This is a genomic window from Halomonas sp. PR-M31 (assembly GCF_001039575.1).
Taxonomy (GTDB): domain Bacteria; phylum Pseudomonadota; class Gammaproteobacteria; order Pseudomonadales; family Halomonadaceae; genus Modicisalibacter.
On record NZ_JIBT01000031.1, the window covers coordinates 24,887 to 43,228 of the forward strand.

Annotated in this window: 20 protein-coding genes; 9 read left to right on the plus strand and 11 right to left on the minus strand. The window is 56.2% G+C overall.

What is annotated here, in order from left to right; all coding sequences use genetic code 11:
* The first annotated feature begins 7 nt into the window (after positions 1–7).
* Entirely contained in the window at positions 8–1,000 is a 993-nt protein-coding gene (locus CH74_RS09380; protein WP_048307194.1) for an amidoligase family protein, read from the plus strand.
* A gap of 2 nt (positions 1,001–1,002) precedes the next feature.
* On the plus strand, positions 1,003–1,698 hold the full coding sequence (locus tag CH74_RS09385) for a gamma-glutamyl-gamma-aminobutyrate hydrolase family protein (protein WP_048307195.1): 696 nt from the start codon (positions 1,003–1,005) through the stop codon (positions 1,696–1,698).
* 61 nt (positions 1,699–1,759) lie between these two features.
* On the opposite strand, the gene CH74_RS09390 is transcribed toward CH74_RS09385, so the two are convergent.
* Together CH74_RS09390 and CH74_RS09395 are read right to left on the minus strand one after the other, a co-directional pair.
* On the minus strand, positions 1,760–2,191 hold the full coding sequence (locus tag CH74_RS09390) for an OsmC family protein (protein ID WP_156181457.1): 432 nt from the start codon (positions 2,189–2,191) through the stop codon (positions 1,760–1,762).
* Between the two features lie 128 nt (positions 2,192–2,319).
* A complete protein-coding gene (locus CH74_RS09395) occupies positions 2,320–2,889 on the minus strand; it encodes a DUF1415 domain-containing protein (protein WP_048307196.1) in 570 nt (189 codons plus the stop codon).
* 125 nt (positions 2,890–3,014) lie between these two features.
* Here CH74_RS09395 and CH74_RS09400 point away from each other — a divergent pair, with 125 nt between their 5' ends.
* From CH74_RS09400 to CH74_RS17760, 3 genes are all read left to right on the plus strand, one after another.
* A complete protein-coding gene (locus tag CH74_RS09400; RefSeq protein ID WP_048307197.1) occupies positions 3,015–3,905 on the plus strand; it encodes an aldo/keto reductase in 891 nt (296 codons plus the stop codon).
* Between the two features lie 221 nt (positions 3,906–4,126).
* Positions 4,127–4,597 (plus strand): phasin family protein, encoded by a 471-nt coding sequence (locus CH74_RS09405; RefSeq protein WP_053070698.1) that lies wholly within the window; start codon positions 4,127–4,129, stop codon positions 4,595–4,597.
* A 271-nt stretch (positions 4,598–4,868) separates the two neighbouring features.
* On the plus strand, positions 4,869–5,681 hold the full coding sequence (locus CH74_RS17760; protein WP_053070699.1) for a phasin family protein: 813 nt from the start codon (positions 4,869–4,871) through the stop codon (positions 5,679–5,681).
* A 99-nt stretch (positions 5,682–5,780) separates the two neighbouring features.
* On the opposite strand, the gene nfi is transcribed toward CH74_RS17760, so the two are convergent.
* Both nfi and CH74_RS09420 read right to left on the minus strand, forming a co-directional pair.
* Positions 5,781–6,542: a deoxyribonuclease V gene (gene nfi / locus CH74_RS09415; RefSeq protein WP_048307198.1), complete on the minus strand. Its 762-nt coding sequence runs from the start codon at positions 6,540–6,542 to the stop codon at positions 5,781–5,783.
* 27 nt (positions 6,543–6,569) lie between these two features.
* Positions 6,570–6,977 (minus strand): DUF1499 domain-containing protein, encoded by a 408-nt coding sequence (locus CH74_RS09420; RefSeq protein WP_048307199.1) that lies wholly within the window; start codon positions 6,975–6,977, stop codon positions 6,570–6,572.
* Positions 6,978–7,074: 97 nt separating this feature from the next.
* On the opposite strand from CH74_RS09420, the gene CH74_RS09425 reads away from it, so the two are divergent.
* From CH74_RS09425 to CH74_RS09435, 3 genes are read left to right on the plus strand one after another with little or no spacing between them, the layout of a single operon-like run.
* Positions 7,075–8,346, plus strand: a complete 1,272-nt coding sequence (locus CH74_RS09425) for an exonuclease SbcCD subunit D C-terminal domain-containing protein (RefSeq protein ID WP_048307200.1) — start codon at positions 7,075–7,077, stop codon at positions 8,344–8,346.
* Positions 8,312–11,671, plus strand: coding sequence for an AAA family ATPase (locus CH74_RS09430; RefSeq protein ID WP_253273023.1), 3,360 nt, complete (start codon positions 8,312–8,314; stop codon positions 11,669–11,671). The genes CH74_RS09425 and CH74_RS09430 overlap by 35 nt, the downstream gene beginning before the upstream one ends.
* Positions 11,664–11,885 (plus strand): Txe/YoeB family addiction module toxin, encoded by a 222-nt coding sequence (locus tag CH74_RS09435; RefSeq protein ID WP_048307201.1) that lies wholly within the window; start codon positions 11,664–11,666, stop codon positions 11,883–11,885. Before CH74_RS09430 ends, CH74_RS09435 begins: the two co-directional genes overlap by 8 nt.
* A gap of 257 nt (positions 11,886–12,142) precedes the next feature.
* On the opposite strand, the gene CH74_RS09440 is transcribed toward CH74_RS09435, so the two are convergent.
* From CH74_RS09440 to CH74_RS09460, 6 genes are all read right to left on the minus strand, one after another.
* Positions 12,143–13,153: a DUF262 domain-containing protein gene (locus CH74_RS09440; protein ID WP_048307202.1), complete on the minus strand. Its 1,011-nt coding sequence runs from the start codon at positions 13,151–13,153 to the stop codon at positions 12,143–12,145.
* Entirely contained in the window at positions 13,134–13,712 is a 579-nt protein-coding gene (locus CH74_RS09445) for a hypothetical protein (RefSeq protein WP_048307203.1), read from the minus strand. The genes CH74_RS09440 and CH74_RS09445 overlap by 20 nt, the downstream gene beginning before the upstream one ends.
* Before the next feature lie 471 nt (positions 13,713–14,183).
* On the minus strand, positions 14,184–14,606 hold the full coding sequence (locus CH74_RS19815; RefSeq protein WP_301280852.1) for a Fic family protein: 423 nt from the start codon (positions 14,604–14,606) through the stop codon (positions 14,184–14,186).
* A gap of 65 nt (positions 14,607–14,671) precedes the next feature.
* Complete coding sequence (locus tag CH74_RS19820; RefSeq protein ID WP_301280853.1) at positions 14,672–15,292, minus strand: Fic family protein; 621 nt, start codon at positions 15,290–15,292, stop codon at positions 14,672–14,674.
* A 157-nt stretch (positions 15,293–15,449) separates the two neighbouring features.
* On the minus strand, positions 15,450–15,743 hold the full coding sequence (locus CH74_RS09455; protein WP_048307204.1) for a HigA family addiction module antitoxin: 294 nt from the start codon (positions 15,741–15,743) through the stop codon (positions 15,450–15,452).
* A complete protein-coding gene (locus CH74_RS09460; RefSeq protein WP_048307205.1) occupies positions 15,743–16,021 on the minus strand; it encodes a type II toxin-antitoxin system RelE/ParE family toxin in 279 nt (92 codons plus the stop codon). The genes CH74_RS09455 and CH74_RS09460 overlap by 1 nt, the downstream gene beginning before the upstream one ends.
* Positions 16,022–16,129: 108 nt before the next feature.
* Here CH74_RS09460 and argE point away from each other — a divergent pair, with 108 nt between their 5' ends.
* The gene (gene argE, locus CH74_RS09465; protein WP_048307206.1) at positions 16,130–17,287 is read left to right on the plus strand and encodes an acetylornithine deacetylase; all 1,158 of its coding nucleotides are present in this window, start codon (positions 16,130–16,132) and stop codon (positions 17,285–17,287) included.
* Here the strand turns inward: argE and CH74_RS09470 are convergent.
* Complete coding sequence (locus CH74_RS09470; RefSeq protein ID WP_082140364.1) at positions 17,250–18,290, minus strand: DMT family transporter; 1,041 nt, start codon at positions 18,288–18,290, stop codon at positions 17,250–17,252. The two genes, argE and CH74_RS09470, sit on opposite strands and share 38 nt — an antisense overlap.
* Positions 18,291–18,342: the final 52 nt, after the last annotated feature.

An 18,342-nucleotide genomic window follows, 5' to 3' on the forward strand; every position in this document is an offset into this window, starting at 1 on the left:
GAGCAGCTTGAATCCCGAAGCGCCGCCAATTCCCCGTACCGACGAAAAGCATCTGCGCCGCGTGGGCGTCGAAATCGAATTTGCCGCCATTGCCCCGGTGCGAGCGGCGCAACTGGTGCAAGCGCATTTTGGCGGTAGCCTTGAACATCTTGATCCGCATCGCTTCAAGATCGTTGACAGCCGCTGGGGGAATTTCACCGTCGAACTCGATTCGAAATACGTCCATCCGGATCACAAGGTGCTCGAGGAAAATAGCGTCGAAGATAGTGAATGGCATCAGCTGCGCCGGGAGCTTCATCAGCGCTCGCGCCGACTGCTGGGTGACGCGGTGGCCGGCATCGTACCGACGGAGATCGTGTGTCCCCCCATTCCTTGGCTTGCGCTCAACGAGCTCGATGCCTTGTTCGATGCTTTGCGTTTGGAAGGCGCCCGGGATACCCGGGACAGCCTGCTGTACGGCTTCGGTCTGCACCTCAATCCTGAAGTGCCTTCTCTCGAGGCAGAGAGCCTGCTGGCGCATCTTCGCGCCTACATGATTCTAGCGGCCTGGCTGCGTGAAGAGATCGATATCGACATTACCCGGCAGATACTGCCCCATGCCAACCCTTTCACCAAGGAGTATGCGCTGAAGGTGCTGGATGACGCCTACGCCCCGGATCTGGACACATTGATCGAGGATTATCTTGTCGCCAACCCGTCGCGCAATCGGGAACTCGATCTATTGCCGCTGTTTGCCTATCTGCGTCCCGATCACCCCAATCCGCTGCTCTGCGATGAGCTGGTCAGCCCTCGTCCCACCTTTCATTATCGCCTGCCCAATGCCCAGCTATCCCAGCCGGACTGGAGCGCGGTGTGCGAATGGAATCGCTGGGTCGAGGTGGAACGCCTGGCAGCGGACACCGAACTTCTGGCCAAACGCAGTGCAACCTATATCGACCACTACCAGCGCTCCCCCACGTCTCACTGGCTGGATCGTCTAAAGGGGTGGATGAAGGAGTAGTCATGGTACGCCCAAGGATTGGCATTACCACCTCGGATCATAAAAGCCTGCTGGCCTGGTGGTGCGATTGGCTGGCGGTATGGCGTGCCGGCGGCAAGCCGGTGCGTTTGTCGCCTTCGCGCCCTGTACCCAAGGATCTCGACGGACTCGTGATCGGCGGTGGCGATGACATCGGCGCCCAGCTTTATGGCGGCGAAGTACAGCTCGACGTGCGAGTCGATCCCCAGCGGGACACCCTGGAGCTGTCGCTATTGAAGCGACTTCTACCCGATGACTGCCCGGTGCTGGGGATCTGTCGCGGTGCCCAGATCATCAACGTGCACCTGGGCGGCTCACTGGTCAGCGACATCTACACCTCCTACACCCACATCAAGAAGCAGCGCACGGTACTGCCCCGCAAGACCGTCGATATCACCGTCGGCAGCCGTCTGCACGATCTACTCAAGGTCAGCTGGTGCCAGGTGAATAGCCTGCATCATCAGGCGATCAATCGTCCCGGTCGTGGCATCGACATCGTGGCCAAGGATCGGGATGGGCTGGTTCAGGGGATCGAAAGTCGCGATCATCGCTTCTTGGTCGGCGTGCAGTGGCACCCGGAATTTCTAATCTTCAATCGCCCCCAGCAGCGCCTGATTCGCGGGCTGGTCGACGCTGCCGGCCACCATGCGGAGAGTCGTGAAACCCTCAGCGAAAGCTGACGCCAAAAACGACGACGCCGGCCCAGGGCCGGCGTCGCGTGTCATGATGCAGATACCGATCTTACCCTTCGAGCTTGGCATCCAGGGTTATCTTGGCATTGAACAGCTTGGAGACTGGGCAGCCCTCTTTCGCCTTGTTGGCCGCCTCGTCGAATTTGGACTGATCCGCGCCGGGAATCTTCGCCCGGGTTTCAAGATGGATCGCGGAGATGGTAAAACCGCTGTCGTCCTGCTCCAGAGTCACAGTGGCGTTGGTCTTGATGCTTTCCGGCTCGAGGTTGTCCTCGCCTAGAATCATCGACAGCGCCATGGAGTAACAGCTGGCATGGGCTGCCCCGATCAGCTCTTCGGGATTGGTGCCTGCTTCTCCCTCAAAGCGCGTGTTGAAGCCATAAGGGTTCTGCTTCAAGGCACCGCTTTCGGTGGATACCGTGCCTTTGCCCTGTTTCAGACTACCTTGCCACTCGGCGGATCCTTGCTTCTTGATACTCATGACATCTCCTTTCGCGAGGTAAAATGGGTAACCGTACGATCACCCCACTGACTAGATACTGTAGACGATAGTGCGCCTTTCAGCCTTGCAACCTTGGACAGCACGCCTTCGTGGTTACCTATTACTCTCTATGGCTCTTGATTCCCGAACTTCAAGGACTGCAGGTTATCAATCTGAGCGGCGAGGCGCTCGTTGCCCATCTCCCGCAACAGCGTGACATTGCGTTCAGGGATTCGCTCCGGGTGGGCAAAGCTTGCCAGCGCGCGCTCAATGCTCTCCTCTCGCAGTAAGTGCAGCATGGGATGCGGCGAACGGTTGGTGTAGTTGGCGGGGTCGTTCTCTCCCACGCCGTGAAAGCAGTAGTCCGGATGAAAGCTTGCCAGCTGATAGACGCCCTCATAGCTTTGGTCTTCCAGCAGCGCCTCCGCCAGCCCCAGCAGATCCAGATAGTCATCGAAGTCCTCGACCCCGTCGGTTAGCACTAATAAGGCGGTCTCAATGGACGAATCATCGTCGAGACGCCGACATTCCTCGATCAGCGCCAGCAGCGTTGCCTCGAAGGATCGAGCACTGGTTGCCACATAGCGAATGCTGTCGCGTCCCATCTCGCGTCGGGCAAAGGGACAGATATCCTGGGCCACCACGAAGCGCTCGACCCAGGCTCGGGTCTGATTCAGGTAAACGGCATCATCGGTCATGGCGTATCTCGTGACGGTGAAAGGGGCGCAGATGTGAAAGCACAGAGAGTATAGCGGAGGACGGCATTGAAAATTCGCCTTCCAGCAACCAGAGTCTACCGACATCGTTTTGATTGGAGCCGTTCATGTCACGCCAGGATGTTCCTACCGTCACTCTCGCCGCCTTGGGTGACCAACCCGCGATCGACCTTCCTGCCATTGGTCAGGGCACCTGGTACATGGGAGAAAACCGGGCAACCCCCGAGGAAGAGGTTCGCGCCCTGCAGCAGGGTCTCGAACTTGGCCTCACCTTGATTGATACCGCCGAGATGTACGCCGATGGTGGCGCCGAGAAAATCGTGGGCAAGGCGCTTCAGGATCGTCGCGACAAGGCGTTTTTGGTTTCCAAGGTGTATCCCTGGAATGCCGGACGCGATAGCGCCATCAGCGCCTGCGAGCAGAGTCTGAAACGGCTCAAGACCGATCATCTTGATCTGTATCTGCTGCATTGGCCCGGCAGCGTTCCCCTGGAAGAAACCCTGGAAGCGTTCGAGCGCTTGCAAGAACAGGGCAAGATCAAACGCTTTGGCGTCTCCAACTTTGATATCGACGACATGCAGGCGTTTACCGAGCTTTCCGGCGGCAAGCGCTGCGCCGTCAATCAAGTGCTCTATCACCTTGGTTCTCGCGGCATCGAGCATAGTCTGCTGCCCTGGCAGCGCCAGCACGACATTCCCACCATGGCCTACTGCCCCATCGCTCAGGGGGGAAACCTGCGCCGAGAGCTGCTTGGCGATCCCGAGGTCAATGCCATCGCTGAGGAGTTGAACGCCAGCCCAGCCCAGGTGCTGCTGGCCTGGGCAATTCGCCCGGTCGATGGGAAACGCGATGTCATCGCCATACCTAAGGCGGTGCAGCTGGATCACGTAAGACAAAACGCCGCCGCCCTATCACTCAAGCTGGACGACGAAGCCATTGCACGCCTTGATGCTGCATTCCCTGCCCCTGGGCGCAAGACACACTTGGATATCGTCTAACGCTAAATCGGCTCTTGCGCGCCATGGAAAAACAACTAGACGGCAATATGACTAGAAAACCCATACCTTTAGAGTGAGTTTTTAAAAATAAAGAAAAAGCCAAGCCGAATTATTGGACATACCCCCCTTATCATTACTATGCTGTGCTTATGATGCAGTGCATCAAAAAAAGCAGTTTTTCTATCAACAGGTTTATTCAATAGGCCTAAAAGGAGCTTTACATGGCTAACACAAATGTGAACGAGAACGTTGAACAAGCTCAGCAGCAGTTTGCTTCTGTCTTTGCAGGACCGGCTCGCTCTATTGCCGGTAAGATGCTCGACTATACGCAGAAATTGACCAACGTTCAGCGTGAATCATTCAGCGCTTATTCCGAGATTGGTTTCCGCCAGATGCGTTCTGCTCTTGAGATCAGAAACTCTGAAGATCTGCGTAACTACATGGAAGAGCAGCAAGATGCAGCTCGTAAGGTTGCTGAGCAAATGAAATCCGATATGGAAGAAATCAATTCCATCAATCAGGAATTCATGCAGAAGAGCCAGGAAGTGACTCAGGAAGCCATGCAGCGTGGCCAGGATGTCGCTCAGAAGAACATGGAGCGCGGTCAGCAGAGATTGCAGGAAGTCACTAAAGAAGGCGAAAAGGAAATCGACAAGGCTACTCAAGAAGCCAAGTCCACTTCCAAGAAGTAAATATCCCGAGCTGGCTAGGCTAGCCAACGCATCAGGGTAATTCGAGGGCCGCTGCTCATTTTGAGCAGCGGCCTTTTCTATGCTTTAGAACTTCTACTTACTCAAGACGCCCTGCCTCAACCAGGAGGCCAAGTGATTCCTACCCATATAAAGCAGTGCAGGTGCCAGCACCGTGTTGCTATTCAATGTCACCATTGTTATGCTGCATCGCATCAAACTAAGTAATTCTGTACCCTCTCAATATCTCTAAAGGCTACATAAGGAGCATCGCATGGCTAACGCTAATACAAACGATAACATCGATCACGTCCAGCAGCAGTTTGCTTCCGTCGTCGTTGGCCCGACTCGTTCTTTTGCCGGTAAGTTGCTTAATTATACTGAGAGGCTGACCAACGTTCAGCGCAACGCTTTTGATACCTACGCTGAAATTGGATTTCAGCAAATGCGCTCTGCTATCGAGATGAGAAGTATCGAAGATCTGCGCAACTATGTGGAAGAGCAGCAGAAAGCGGCAAAAAAAGTCAGTGATCAAATGAAGTCTGACATGAGAAAAGTTAGCTCGATCAACCAGAAGCTTCTGATGCAGAGTAAAGAACTGACTCAGGACACGATGCAGCGCGGGCAAGACGTCGCTCAGCAGAACATGGAGCGCGTCGAGCAGGAAATTAAAAAAAGAAAAAACGAAAGCGAAGAAAACGCTAAAAGCATTGTGAAGCAAGCGCAAGAAAACGCTGATAAAGCAGGAAAAGAAGCGCAAGAGAACGCTGATAAAGTCAGCAAGCAGGCTGAAGAGAATGCTAAAAAAGTAAAGAAGCAAGCAGAAGAGAGCGCCAAGAAATTCGAGCAGCAAGCTCAAGAAAATGCTAAGAAAGTAGAAAAGCAAGCGGAAGAAAACGCTAAAAAACTCGAGAAAGAAGCGCAGGACAACGCCAAGAAGATCGAGAAAGAGGCACAAGACAACGCCAAGAAAATCGAGAAAGAAGCACAGGATAACGCCAAGAGGATCGAAAAAGAAGCACAGGACAACGCCAAGAAGGCAGAGAAGCAGGCTGAAGCAAGCGCTAAACCCGCTTCCAAAAAGTAAATGTCCGTCTTGTTGGCTGGTCAGCTCGGCATGTTAACGTAGTTCAAAGATCGCGACTCATCTCGAGTGGCGATCTTTTTTTAGGGCCTTTAAGCGCGTTCAAACGTCGACCCCCAACTCGCCTTGACGCCGTTGATCGGCAAACGCCTTACCGCGCCGCGAGGCAAGGCGATCCGCCAGCCGCGTTGGCTCAGGCAATTTCGTCCGGCCCAGGCAGGCGATGGCCCATTGCAGAGCCGTGGCCTGACTCATGCGATGGCCCGGGGAGACGATCACCGGTTTGACGTTTTCCCGACTGCGCAGCATGGCACCTATGATGACCCACCCGTTCTCATCGACTGGCGCATCCTCCGGGTCCTCGGCGCGACGCCGATCCGTTAAAGGGGTCCAGTCGCCACGTGTTTCTGGCACTTCGCCATGCTTGCCGCAAAGACGCTTCTTGGCCACCCCAAGTGTCGGCAAGTCAAGCCACAGTCCCAGATGAGATGCCACCCCGAGGCGGCGTGGATGAGCGATGCCTTGTCCATCCACCATGACCAGATCCGGCTGCTGGCTCAGGCGGTTGAAGGCTTCCAAGGCCGCGGGAATTTCCCGAAACGACAGCAAGCCGGGAATATAAGGCATCCGAGTAGGCTCGCGATGGACGATCTCTTCGATGGGCTCAAGGCTCGGCCAGTCGAGTAACACCACGGCGGCCCGAGTCGTCTCTCCGTCATCCTCGAAGCCAATATCTACCCCTGCGATGCGCTTTGTGTCATCCGGCGATCCCAGCCGATCATGACGCTCTACTCGCGGCGCCAGACTGCGCTGTAACGCGATGGCCGCTTGCGGCTCAAGATTCCATTCGTGTAGTTCAGCCATATCGTTCCTTGCAGTGTGAATCGTGAATCAATCAGCTTTCAAATCGCTGCGCAATTGCTCTACCCGCTTTTGATTCTTGCCGAAATCACTCTTGCCCAGCCGCGATGCGCTACGCACATGGCACACCTGATCCTTTTCGCTCCAGAAACATTCAAGATCATCGACGAAGCCCATCATTTTAGAGCGGCATTCCGCATATAGATAATTCTCATGGCAAACGACGATCTCGGTACGCTCCCAAGAGCTCAATATCTCGGCTATCCGCTCGATCAGCGCCGCACCTTGCACACTTGGCAACACCAACGGCGCAATATGATGCTTATCGTCATCGGCTTGACTACATACGCAGTTGGGTGTTTTCGGGCAGGCTTTCAAGCGATCCTGCCGCACGCCAATATCCGTTGGCCGTTTGCCCGCAAAAAGACGTCCTGGCATGGGTTTTCCTTACTGGCTTTGATTGGCTTGTTCCACTGCAGATTAGCGCAGCCTCCTCTTCACCCTTTACACTAGCGCTTCGCTGCTGGAGTAAGTCGTGAAGTTTTTTCATACCGCCGACTGGCATCTAGGCCAGACTTTCCATGGCCAGGAGCGCCATGTCGAACACCGCGCATTTCTGGATTGGCTGCTCGAAACGCTAGCCATTCGTCAGCCGGATGCACTGCTGATCGCTGGCGATATCTTCGACGTCGTCAATCCCTCGCTACGCGCCCAAGAGCTGCTTTTCGAGTTCATCGTTGGCGCTCACGAGCGCCTGCCGCAGCTCGAGATCGTCATGATCGCCGGCAACCATGATAGCGGCAATCGTATCGAACTGCCGGCCCCGTTGATGAAGCGACTGAACACCCATGCCCGGGGCCGGGTACAGTGGCGTGACGATGGCGAGCTGGACAGCGAACGCCTGTTGATTCCATTGCACAATGAAAGCGGCGAGATTCGCGCCTGGTGCCTGGCGCTGCCCTTCTTGCGACCGGCGGAAGTCACTGGTCGAGGCAGCACCGAGACAAGCGCTCAGGGCAATGATCATCGCAACGACTATGTGACCGGCATCTCCCGGGTTCACGAACAACTCATCGAAGCGGCACGCAAGCGTCGCATTCAAGGCCAGGCCCTGATCGCCATGAGCCACGCCCATCTGCGTGGCGCAGCGGTCTCCGAGGACAGCGAGCGGCCCATCGTCATCGGCGGTGAGGAATCCATTTCGGCGACGCTGTTTTCTGAAGACATCGCCTACGTGGCCCTTGGCCATCTGCATCGGGCACAAAAAGTTGGCGAAGAGCGCATTCGCTACAGCGGAAGCCCCCTGCCCATGGACTTCAGCGAAGTGGCCTACCCCCATCAGATACTCGAGGTCTCTCTTGAAGACGAGCGGCTTGCCGGCATCAAGGCACTGCCCGTGCCCCGCCCCGTGGCCATGCATCGCCTGGGGCCGGCGCCTTTGGAGGCCATCGAAGCCAAGCTCGTGGCCCTGGATGATGACTCGGCGCTATCCCAGGAGCGCTGGCCTTGGCTCGAGATCAGCGTGATCTTAAAAGAGCCGCTACCGGATCTACGCACCCGCATCGAAACCGCTCTAAAGGGCAAGGCGCTGCGTCTTTTGTGTCTCAAACGTCGGCTTCCCGACGCTGACATCCAGCGGCCCGGCACCAGTGAACGCCTGGAGGATATCGGCCCTCGTGCGCTCTTTGCACGCACCTGGGAAGCGCGCTGGGGATCATCCCCAGACGATGCGGTGCTGGCGGATTTCGATCGGCTGCGCCAGGAGGTTCTGGATGAAGAGGCCGATGCCGGGGAGGCCCGCCCATGAAAATTCTCGCCTTGCGTCTGGCCAACCTGGCCTCGATTCCCGGCCCCGTCGAGTTCGATTTCAGCGTGGCCCCGCTGCAGGACGCGGGGCTCTTTGCCATTACCGGTCCTACCGCGCCGGCAAGAGCACCCTGCTTGATGCCTTGTGTCTGGCGCTCTATGGCAGCACGCCACGGCTGCGCCAGGCACCGGTACGAGACGCTCAGCTTCCGGACGTGGGTCAAGAAAAGTTGACCACTGCCGACCCCCGCACCCTGCTGCGCCGGGGTAGTGCCAGCGGCCATGCGGAAGTCGATTTTCTCGGTCGCGACGGGCATCGTTATCGAGCCCGCTGGTCCGTGCGTCGTGCCCGCAACAAGGCCGAGGGCAAGCTGCAGGCGGTGGAACAATCTCTTCATGACCTGGAAACGGACCGTTTGCTGACCGCTCAGAAGCGTGAATTCGATCGACTGCTGCCCGAGCGACTGGGTCTTTCCTTCGATCAGTTCACTCGGGCGGTGCTGCTGGCCCAAAGCGAGTTCGCCGCTTTTCTCAAGGCCGACGACAACGAACGCAGCGAACTGCTGGAAAAACTCACCGACACCGCGGAATACTCCGCAATCTCCAAGGCCGCCTATCGTCGTGCCAGCGAAGCAAAGAAACGCGTCGATGCCTTGGAAACCCGGCTCGCGGACGACCTGCCCGCTGAGCCCGAGGCCCGAGCCGAACTGGAACGCAGCGCCGAGGCCGCCCAGGGCGAGCTTGACGCCGTTCAGCAAAACGCCAAGCGCCTGGAAGCCCGCCAGCAGTGGCACGCCACGGATGACACCCTTCGCCGCGCCTACATTGACGGGCGTCAGCAGCAACAGGATGCCGAAGCCCGCTGGCAAGGGCTTGCGGATGCCCGGGCGGATCGCGAATGGCGGCGCCTGCTTGCGCCCCAGCGCCATCGTTTGATTCGGCAGGCCGAGCTGCCTGACGAGATTGCGCGTCTCGAGAAGACCCAGGATGCAACGCGACAGGCGCAGCAAGACGCCGAGACGAACCAGCAGATTGCGGCTCAACAGCAGGACAAAACCGAGCAGTCGCTCACCGGAGCCACCAAGGCACGTCAGGAGACAGAGCCTAAACTGCGCAAGGCCCGGGAACAGGCGCAACGCGTCGCTACTCTGGAACATCAACTGAGAGATCTCGAGACCCGGCATCAGCAGCATCAACGCCAGGCCAGCCAGCTTGCCGAGCAGTGCCGAACGCTCAAAGAAAAACAGCGCGAGCTGACGCATCAGCGCGACGAGTGGCAAGCCACCTTGAAACAGTACATGGGGCATCACGTTCAGCTGGATGGTGCGCGCCAGGCCGCTCAAACCGATCATGATCACGCCGCGCAGCGGCATCTCGCCCTTGGCGAGTTGACAAGCCGCTGGCAGGAAGCTCAGCGGGCCCACCAGGCCCATCAAACGCTTACCCGCCGCCTGAAAGACGATGAGACTCGCAGGGTAGCGCTTGTCGAGCAAGGCAAGATCGCCCGGGGTCAGATGGACGACCAAGAGCGCCACTACCGCACGGTGCGGGATGTCATCGAACGTAGCCGGGCCGTGCGCAGCGAGAGCATGGTGAGGCTACGCGAGGGCCTTCAGGAAGGCCAGTCCTGCCCGGTATGCGGGGGTATTGATCACCCGTGGCGCAAGAATCCCCCCGAGACGCCTGAAGCCGCTCAGCTCAGGGTCCAGCAGGCGGAAGAGGAGCGTCAACTGGCCCAGGCCCAGGCCGGTTGGGAGCAAGCCCAGCAGGAACGCCAGGAACTCGTCAGCCAATATCAGGCCGTTGAGGCATCGCTGATCCAGCAGCGTCGAGATCTTGAGGACGCCGATCGGCGTCTGGCCACTGCCCGTCAAGGCCTTGCCAAGCATCCGCTGCATGCAGAGCTGGACGCGATCGATAGCGCCGAACGGGATGCCTGGCTGGATCATCAGCGTCAGCAAAGCGATACGAACCGCGCACATCAGGCACAGACCTTGCAGACGTTGACTCGGGCCGAAACCGAGCTGGCACCCTTGGAAAAGGCACTGCGCGAGAATGAGCTGGAACTGACTAAGCGCGAGACCCAGCATGCGAGCGTCGAGAAGGAACTGGCAACGCTGGCAGAGTCACTCCCCCCCTTTCGTCAGGAGCGCGATAACACCGCCGCTCAGCTCAAGACCCTGCTTGGCGAGCACTCCTCCCCGGACGCTTGGCAGCAACGACTAGACGCCCACCAGGAAACCGCTCGTAAGGAACGCGACGCTGCACTGAAACACCTTCATGACGCCAACCGCCAGCGGGAACGGTTCGCTCAGCAGGCAGACCACGAAGAACAGCAGATACGCCGACTACAGCTGGAACGAGACGCCTTGGATCGGGAGTTGGCGCAGTGGCGTCAAGATCATATAGCGCTTGATGATGCCACTCTCGACAGGCTGCTGGCAGAGCCCGAGGACGAAGCCAGCCGCCGGGAACAACAGATGATCGATGCCGAAGAAGCACGCCAGCGCACTAGTGCCAGCCTAACGGAGCGTCGTCAGGCGTTGATTGCCCACCGTCGCGTCCAGGACCTGGCCGCAGGTGAAGAAGATGAGGAAGGTGAGAAAGAAAAAGACGACGACACGCTGCTGAGTGAAGATAGGACGAACGAGATCCAACGCCGACGGGAAGGGCTAGCCGACGAGCAAGACGCCCTCGCCCCACTGCTATATGCCGCTCAGCAGAGCCGGGATGACGCTGTTCACGCCCTACGAGATGACGATTGTCGCCGAGACCGTCAGCAAAAAGGTCAGGCCGAACGCGAAGCCGCCAGAGCCGAACACCGCCGCTGGGGGCGAATCAGCGAGCTGATCGGTGCCGCAGACGGCAAGACCTTCCGCCGCATTGCCCAGGCCTGGAACCTGGAGCGCCTGCTTGAGGAAGCCAATGCCCACCTTGCCGGCCTAAGCCGCCGCTATCGCCTCGAGCGCGGCGGCAGCGAACTCGGCCTGCTGGTAATGGACCAAGACATGGGCGACGAGCGACGCTCCGTGCATTCGCTTTCCGGCGGTGAGACCTTCCTGGTCTCATTGGCCTTGGCCCTGGGGCTCGCCTCCATGGCCTCCGGTCAACTCGCCATCGAATCGCTATTCATCGACGAAGGCTTTGGCAGCCTCGACCCGCAATCCCTGGCGCTGGCCATGGAAGCCCTCGACGGCCTGCAGGCCCAGGGCCGCCGCGTCGGGGTGATCTCCCACGTGCAGGAAATGCACGAGCGGATACCGGTGCAGATTCAGGTGGAGCCGATGGGGAATGGGACCAGTCGGGCGAGGTTGGTGAGTGTTTGATGCCCTTTACTGGAAGACTACGAAGCCCTGTAGGAAACCACCTACCTGCGGCCCCACCAAGAAGCACTCGCCCTTCGAAGGCGCCGACAAGCCGGAACCGCTCAAGCACGTCTTGGCAGGCTACTGGTCCCAGCGCATCAACGATGAGCATCGCATCATCTACACGATCACGGATGACTCACTTCTGATTGCCGAGCTTCGGCATCACTACTGATTTTGTATCCCAGCGCTTGGGCTATAGAAAAAGGTCGGCGGATTTCTGACAACGTCTTTTTGATCTAATCCTAAGCTACAAAATAGAGCTCTCTCGAAAAATACAACACTCTCACCATCAAGATTTTCTTTCAGTTTCACGTACACAACCCTTCATCAAAGTACCGGGAGTTTTTTGACAGTTTGAACGCTTGGCTCACCAAAAAATTAGAAGCAGAGCGAGTAATTTTTCCGAGTGAAGCAATTTGTTAGCATTCCCTATGCGACAGCTCTATTGAGAAGACCTCCGATGATCTCGCCTCGCAAAATTCGACTGCCCCTATCATTGCTGGCCTGTAGCGCCGCTTTGTAATACTTAAAGGCATCTGAATTCTCTTCCTCTTTCCCATCTGAGGCGGCCTGAACTCTCTGATAGAAATTTGGGAGATCCTCTGAAAGTTTTTCTTCAGATAAAGCCTTGGATTGCTTTAAGATAGCCCTGTGAGTTTCAACAAAAAGCGTAAAAAAATCTGCTTTCTTCCAAGCTCTTGAATCAGCACCTAGATTAAGCTTCCTTAGAAAGGAAAAAACAATTTCCGCCTCATGTAAAAGTTGCTCTTTCTCATCAAAATATTCATTAAATCTTTCTAGGTACTCTTCAAGCTCACTGTCTCTATTAAAATATGTGCTCATCATTGTTATTGCCAAAACAAGACAATATCGGACATCATTCATTCTTCTAATGTCATTGGCAGTAAAAAGCTTAACCTCTTCGAAGAACGCATTTTCTGCAAGTGAGTCGCCAAACTTCTTAAACTCGCCACCATACCTTGCATTATGAACCTCCATTGCATTCAACCCGTAGCTTGTCGAGTTAATCCTCTGAAAAACTTCCTTAATTACAGGAAGCGCATGACTACCGAGATCTCTGACGACTACTTGGTATTCTAGGAAGTCTAATTTCTCTTTCTCACCGAGCTCTTTATAGGGCTTAGTAAACTTGTCCAGCCGGAGCTCTTCGGAACCTTTAAAATACTGATAAAGGGTAGTAATTCTTTGCTGACCGTCCACCAACCACTCAGTTCCTTCACCAGTTTCTGAATCTACACTTCCAGCCGCAATATAAATCTCAGGGAAAGGGTAGCCTTCAAGAACAGTTCTAATAAAAGCAATTTTATCTTTATTAGACCAAACAAGTCGCCTTTGAAATTCAGGCTGCGGTATCAAATACTCGCTTCCTATGGCAGTTAGCAAAACCCTAAGTCTTCTATTAGTTGCTGATGTTTGCATCGTTAACCTCACTTGCGCACTGGTCAATACACTGATATTGGTATTGAAAGAAAAAGAACCAAGAGTGATAAAGTCCACCTCTTATTTTGTAAGGGCCAAACTCCTGGCCTGATGTGAGCCCGTTATAATGACTCCACCACCTTTCAGTAAACCCAAAAGAATTTCCCTTTGGCAGTTTATCAGGACGAATCCACCCAGACGCCAAGTATCTAAAGAATTCACCGCATTTTGGCCAATAAGCACCGGACTTACGATACAAGTAAGCTTCCATCCAGACCTTGTTAAATAGTTTTTCGGACACAACAGCGACATCAATGTCGGACTCGTCATTGAACACACGATATCTCTTTTGCGGGGCAATGGAAAAGCCAAGCTTTCCAGATCCCACCACAACGACTTCACTATATTCAACGTTGAAGTAGTCTGCTGTTCTATCTTTAAGCTCGAACTCTTTTTCTTCAGACAGAGCGCAGGATGGCCCCGACAAAATGTGGCGCCTAACTACTTGCTTAGGATCAAGGGCAGCTAAGGAATTTTTAAAGGCGTCAATTCGATCCACATGTTTCCAAAAATGCTAACTGTTTAGCATTTATAGGGTATTGTATAGGCCAGAGTACGACCTGAACCATCAGGTCGCTTAGGCACGGCTCTATTGTGACGCGTTCGGACAGCGATTTTGGCCATAATTCCAATCTCTTCCGAACCCAATTTGATCTAACGTAACGCGCTTGCTGATCAAAATCCATCATCGAGATGATCGCAGCGCGGCCCGCCTGCGGCCCGGATATCCGAGTCCGTTTTTTGTATGGCGTTACATAATGCTCGATAGCGTTGCGCCCTGTCGCTTGATGGTCAGCCGCGTGTAGGTAGCCGGGGTGTGAGGATCCTGATCACCCGCACCCTCGGTTGAAAGCTTACTATTGATGATCGCCACATCGATAGGTCCTAATATGGATCTAGCCACCCTTTTGGACGCGGAACCAGTCGATCCGGTCGCAATCATCCATCAGACGTTCCATACTAAAAGATATCAGTCCGCCCGGTAGGGAGTGATTTCATTGCCGTCCTCGGTCATCAGCTTGATCAGTTTCGGATGCATGAAGAGCTTCTCGCGACCGGCGTGAATCTCCTTGAGGACGCCGATCTCGCACAGCTGTTGTAGGTAGTTCGAGGCCGTCTGGCGCTTGGCGATATCGCGCTCTACCAAGTTGCTGATGCGGCAGTAAGGCTGCTCGAAGATCACCTGTACCAGTTCGTGGCTATAGATTCGGGGTAGCGCCTGCTGGATATAGGTCGTGGTCTCCTCGATCAGCTCACGTGTCGCCGCAATCTTATTGGTGGTCCAACGAGCGGTGTACTCCACGGCCTTGAGCATGTAGAGCAGCCATGCTTGCCATTGCCCCTCACTGGTGACATTCAATAATAAGCGGTAGTAGTCAGGCTTGTTGAGCATGATATAGCGACTGAGGTAGAGAATCGGTAGTGTCAGCAGCTGCTGTTCGATCAGGTAAAGAATGTTTAATACCCTGCCCGTGCGCCCGTTACCATCGGTGAAGGGTGAATCGCCTCGAATTGATAGTGAGCTACGGCCATCTTGATCAAGGGGTCGATGCCATCTTCCTCGTGCAGGTAGCGTTCCCAGTTAGCTAGCAGATCCCGCAAGGTGCTCTCGCCCATTGGCGGAGTGTAGATCACGTCGCCGGTGGCTTGATTGGCCAAGGTAGTACCAGGCACTCGACGGATTTCCATGTCCACGCCCTTGATGGTGCTGCAAATCTCCACCGCGGTATTAGTGCACAGTGGCCGACTGGCAAGCTCCCTATAGCCATGACTCAGCGCGGTACGATAACGCAGCGCTTCTTTGGTCGCCGGATCGGCATGGGTCGCTTCTTGGGCGAACTGAAAGAGTCGATCGGTCGTGGTGACGATGTTCTCGATCTCGGAACTATCGCGTGCCTCCAACAGCGGCAGCAGGTTGATCAGCAGCCCCTGATTGGGCAGCAACTCCCCCGCCTGCTTCAGCTCCGACAAGGCCGCCCGGGCCGGTATGCAGGCCTTCAACACTATCGGAGTCTCGAGCTCTACGGCTGGAGGCAACGGCGGCAAGGTATTATAAGGTTGGTCGGGGCGCCAGCTCATGTTCATTTTTCGCTCAAAAATCGACACGTCACCAGCATATGTCGATAGCATCGACATATCTAGAAAGCGTGTCGAAAAAACGTCTTTTGTTAAACATGTCCAACCAATATGTTGATGCTATCAGCACATCTTGATGACTTGTCGAAGAGCCACCCATCTAGGCCACTTCGAAGTCCAAGGGGTGAACATCATCCAGGTTGACCGTTTTACGAGCCATCCAAAGATCGTACATGTCCTGCATCGTCAGCCAGCTTTCCGGCGAGCGTCCGAGTACCTTTGAAAGCCGCAGGGACATTTCAGGACTTATGCCGCTATCCCCTTTAAGCAGCCGAGACAAAGTGGAGGGCGAAACCCCTAGACTTGAAGCAAGTTGACGAGAACTAATGCCGAAAGGCTCCAGATAAACGTCCCGAATGAACTCGCCAGGATGAGGTGGATTATGCATAGCCATCAGTGGTAATCCTCGTAATCAAGCACATAGGCGTTTCCTTCCCGAAATTCGAACGTCATGCGCCAGTTGCCGTTAACCCAAATTGACCAACGTCCACTGTCTTTTCCTTTCAGGGAATGGAGGCGAAAACCCGGAATATCCATGTCATCTACTGACGTAGCAGTATCGAGAGCCGCGAGTTGCATGCGCAATTTCTTGGCATGGTCAGCCCGTATCCCTGCCGTACTGCCAGTCGAGTAGAACCGTTTCAATCCCTTGTGCCGGAATGATTTAATCATTGGGAAATTTTAGCGTGTTGCGCATCGCGCATCAATAGCTACTTTGGCACGCCCACCGAACGCCAACATGCTAGGCTTGAGCCATAACGCCTCTCGAATGGAGCCTCCATGCCCTCCGCACAGCAATTGCTCGAAACGCTAGTCAGCCATGCCACCGTCTCTAGAGACTCCAACCTCAAGCTGATCGAGTTCATCGAGGGCTATCTCGACGACTACGGCGTGCCCTACACGCGCATCGAGAACGACGATGGCAGCAAGGCCAACCTGCTGGCGCGCATCGGCCCGGATGTTGCCGGTGGCGTGGTGCTGTCCGGGCACACCGACGTGGTGCCGGTGGATGGCCAGCCTTGGACGAGCGATCCCTTCACGTTGACTAACAAGGGTGATGGCCGCCTCTATGGTCGCGGCACTTGCGATATGAAGGGCTTCATCGCCTGCGCCCTCGCCCAGGTGCCGCACTGGGTCGAGCAGAACCTCGATCGGCCGATCATCCTGGCTTTTTCTTATGATGAGGAAGTCGGTTGCCTGGGGGCGCCGCGCCTGATCGAACGCCTGATGGCGGATTATCCGCGCCCAGCAGCAGTCATTATTGGCGAACCCACGCTGATGGCGCCGGTGGTCGCGCAAAAGGGCATCACCACCCTGCGCACCACGGTCACCGGCCGCGAGGCGCATTCGAGTCAGGTCAACCAGGGGGTTTCGGCGATCCATGTCGCCGCGCGTCTGGTGATGAAGATCGAGGACATCATGGCGGAGCTGCGCGACGCCGGTCGTGTTGATGAGTCCTTCAACGTCGCCCATTCCAGCCTGCACGTGGGCAAGATTCAAGGCGGCACGGCGATCAACATCATGGCCCGGGAGTGCCGGTTCGATTGGGAGATTCGCCATCTGCCCCAGGACGGTTTCGATGAGGTCATCGCAAGCTTCAATGATTTCGCCGAGGGCCTGGAACGCGAACTCAAGCAGCGCGCGCCCCAGGTCAGCATCCGTACCGAGAAGCTGATCGAGACCGTGCCGGCGCTGGCGGATCGCGACAACCGCGAGGCATTGAGCCTGTACCATGCGCTACTCGGCGAGCGTGACAGCGAAGCGGTGGCCTACGCCACCGAAGGCGGCCAGTTCCAGCGCGCCGGGCTTTCCACGGTGATCTGCGGGCCCGGCAGCATCGCTCAGGCGCACCAACCGGACGAATACATCGAGGTCAGCCAGCTCGAAGCTGGAGGCGACTTCATGCGCCGCCTGGGCGATTACCTGTCGGCCGGATGAATCTTACCCGTGTAATGTCCCGATTCCGGGTTCTTCTCGCCCATTTGTCTGCCCGAATCTGCTCTTCTTCCAGCGTCTTGTCGATTGCAGCTCGAGGGTCTGGCGCGCCGGCCGCCACCTTGCGCCGTTGGCGATGCAGATCCCGGGCAGTGCTGCCGAGCATGGCAGCAAGAATGATGCCGCCGCCCACAAAGGCAAGCGTCGCCGGCACTTCACCGACCCACCACCATACAAGTAGCGTACCTACCAATGTTTCGAGCAGCATGACCAGGCTGACTTCGGCGCCAGGAATATAGCGGGCACCGGTCTGGATAAGAAAATAAGCGCCTGGCAGGAACACCACGCCCATCAATAACAAACGCAGGAGATCATCTGTCGGGGGCAGCTGCATGCCCCCCATCAGGATGGCGGGAACGATCATCACAATGCAGCCCAAAGGTAGAATGACCGTGGTATCCGCACCGCGCCGAGACTGGCCTTGCTGGGCACTGGCCACGGTAGTGTTGACGGCAATCGCCAAGGGAATCGCCAGAGCCACGACCAGCCCGAGCACGCTGCCCTTCCCAACTTCACCGGCGGCCATCAGACTGGCGCCGCCGACACAAAGGCAAATGACTACCCAGGTTTGAACCCGCAAACGCTGGCTGAAGAAGATCATTCCGATGAGTCCGGCCACCAAGGGTGCCAGATTCTGCATGACCAGCACGTTGCCCGCAGCGGTCAAGCGTGCGGCAACGACGAAGGCCCAAGCACTGGTGGCAAACGCCAGCGGGCACCACAAGGCGGCTTGCCCACAGCCACGAACGACGCTCGGCAAACGGCGGCCATAGCGTAAATAGGCCACCAGCGACAATATCAGCCCGAGCAGCAACGCTCGCCAGAACATGAAGGTTTCCACGTTCACATCGGTAGCCTTGACGAACAGTGCGTCCGGTGAAAGCAGTAATACCCCTGCTCCGGTAATCAAATAGCCGCGCAAACGCCACGGCAAGGACCGCCACATAGCTTCTTTTACTCCTGGTGAATATCTTGATGAATAATAAGAAACGACACAG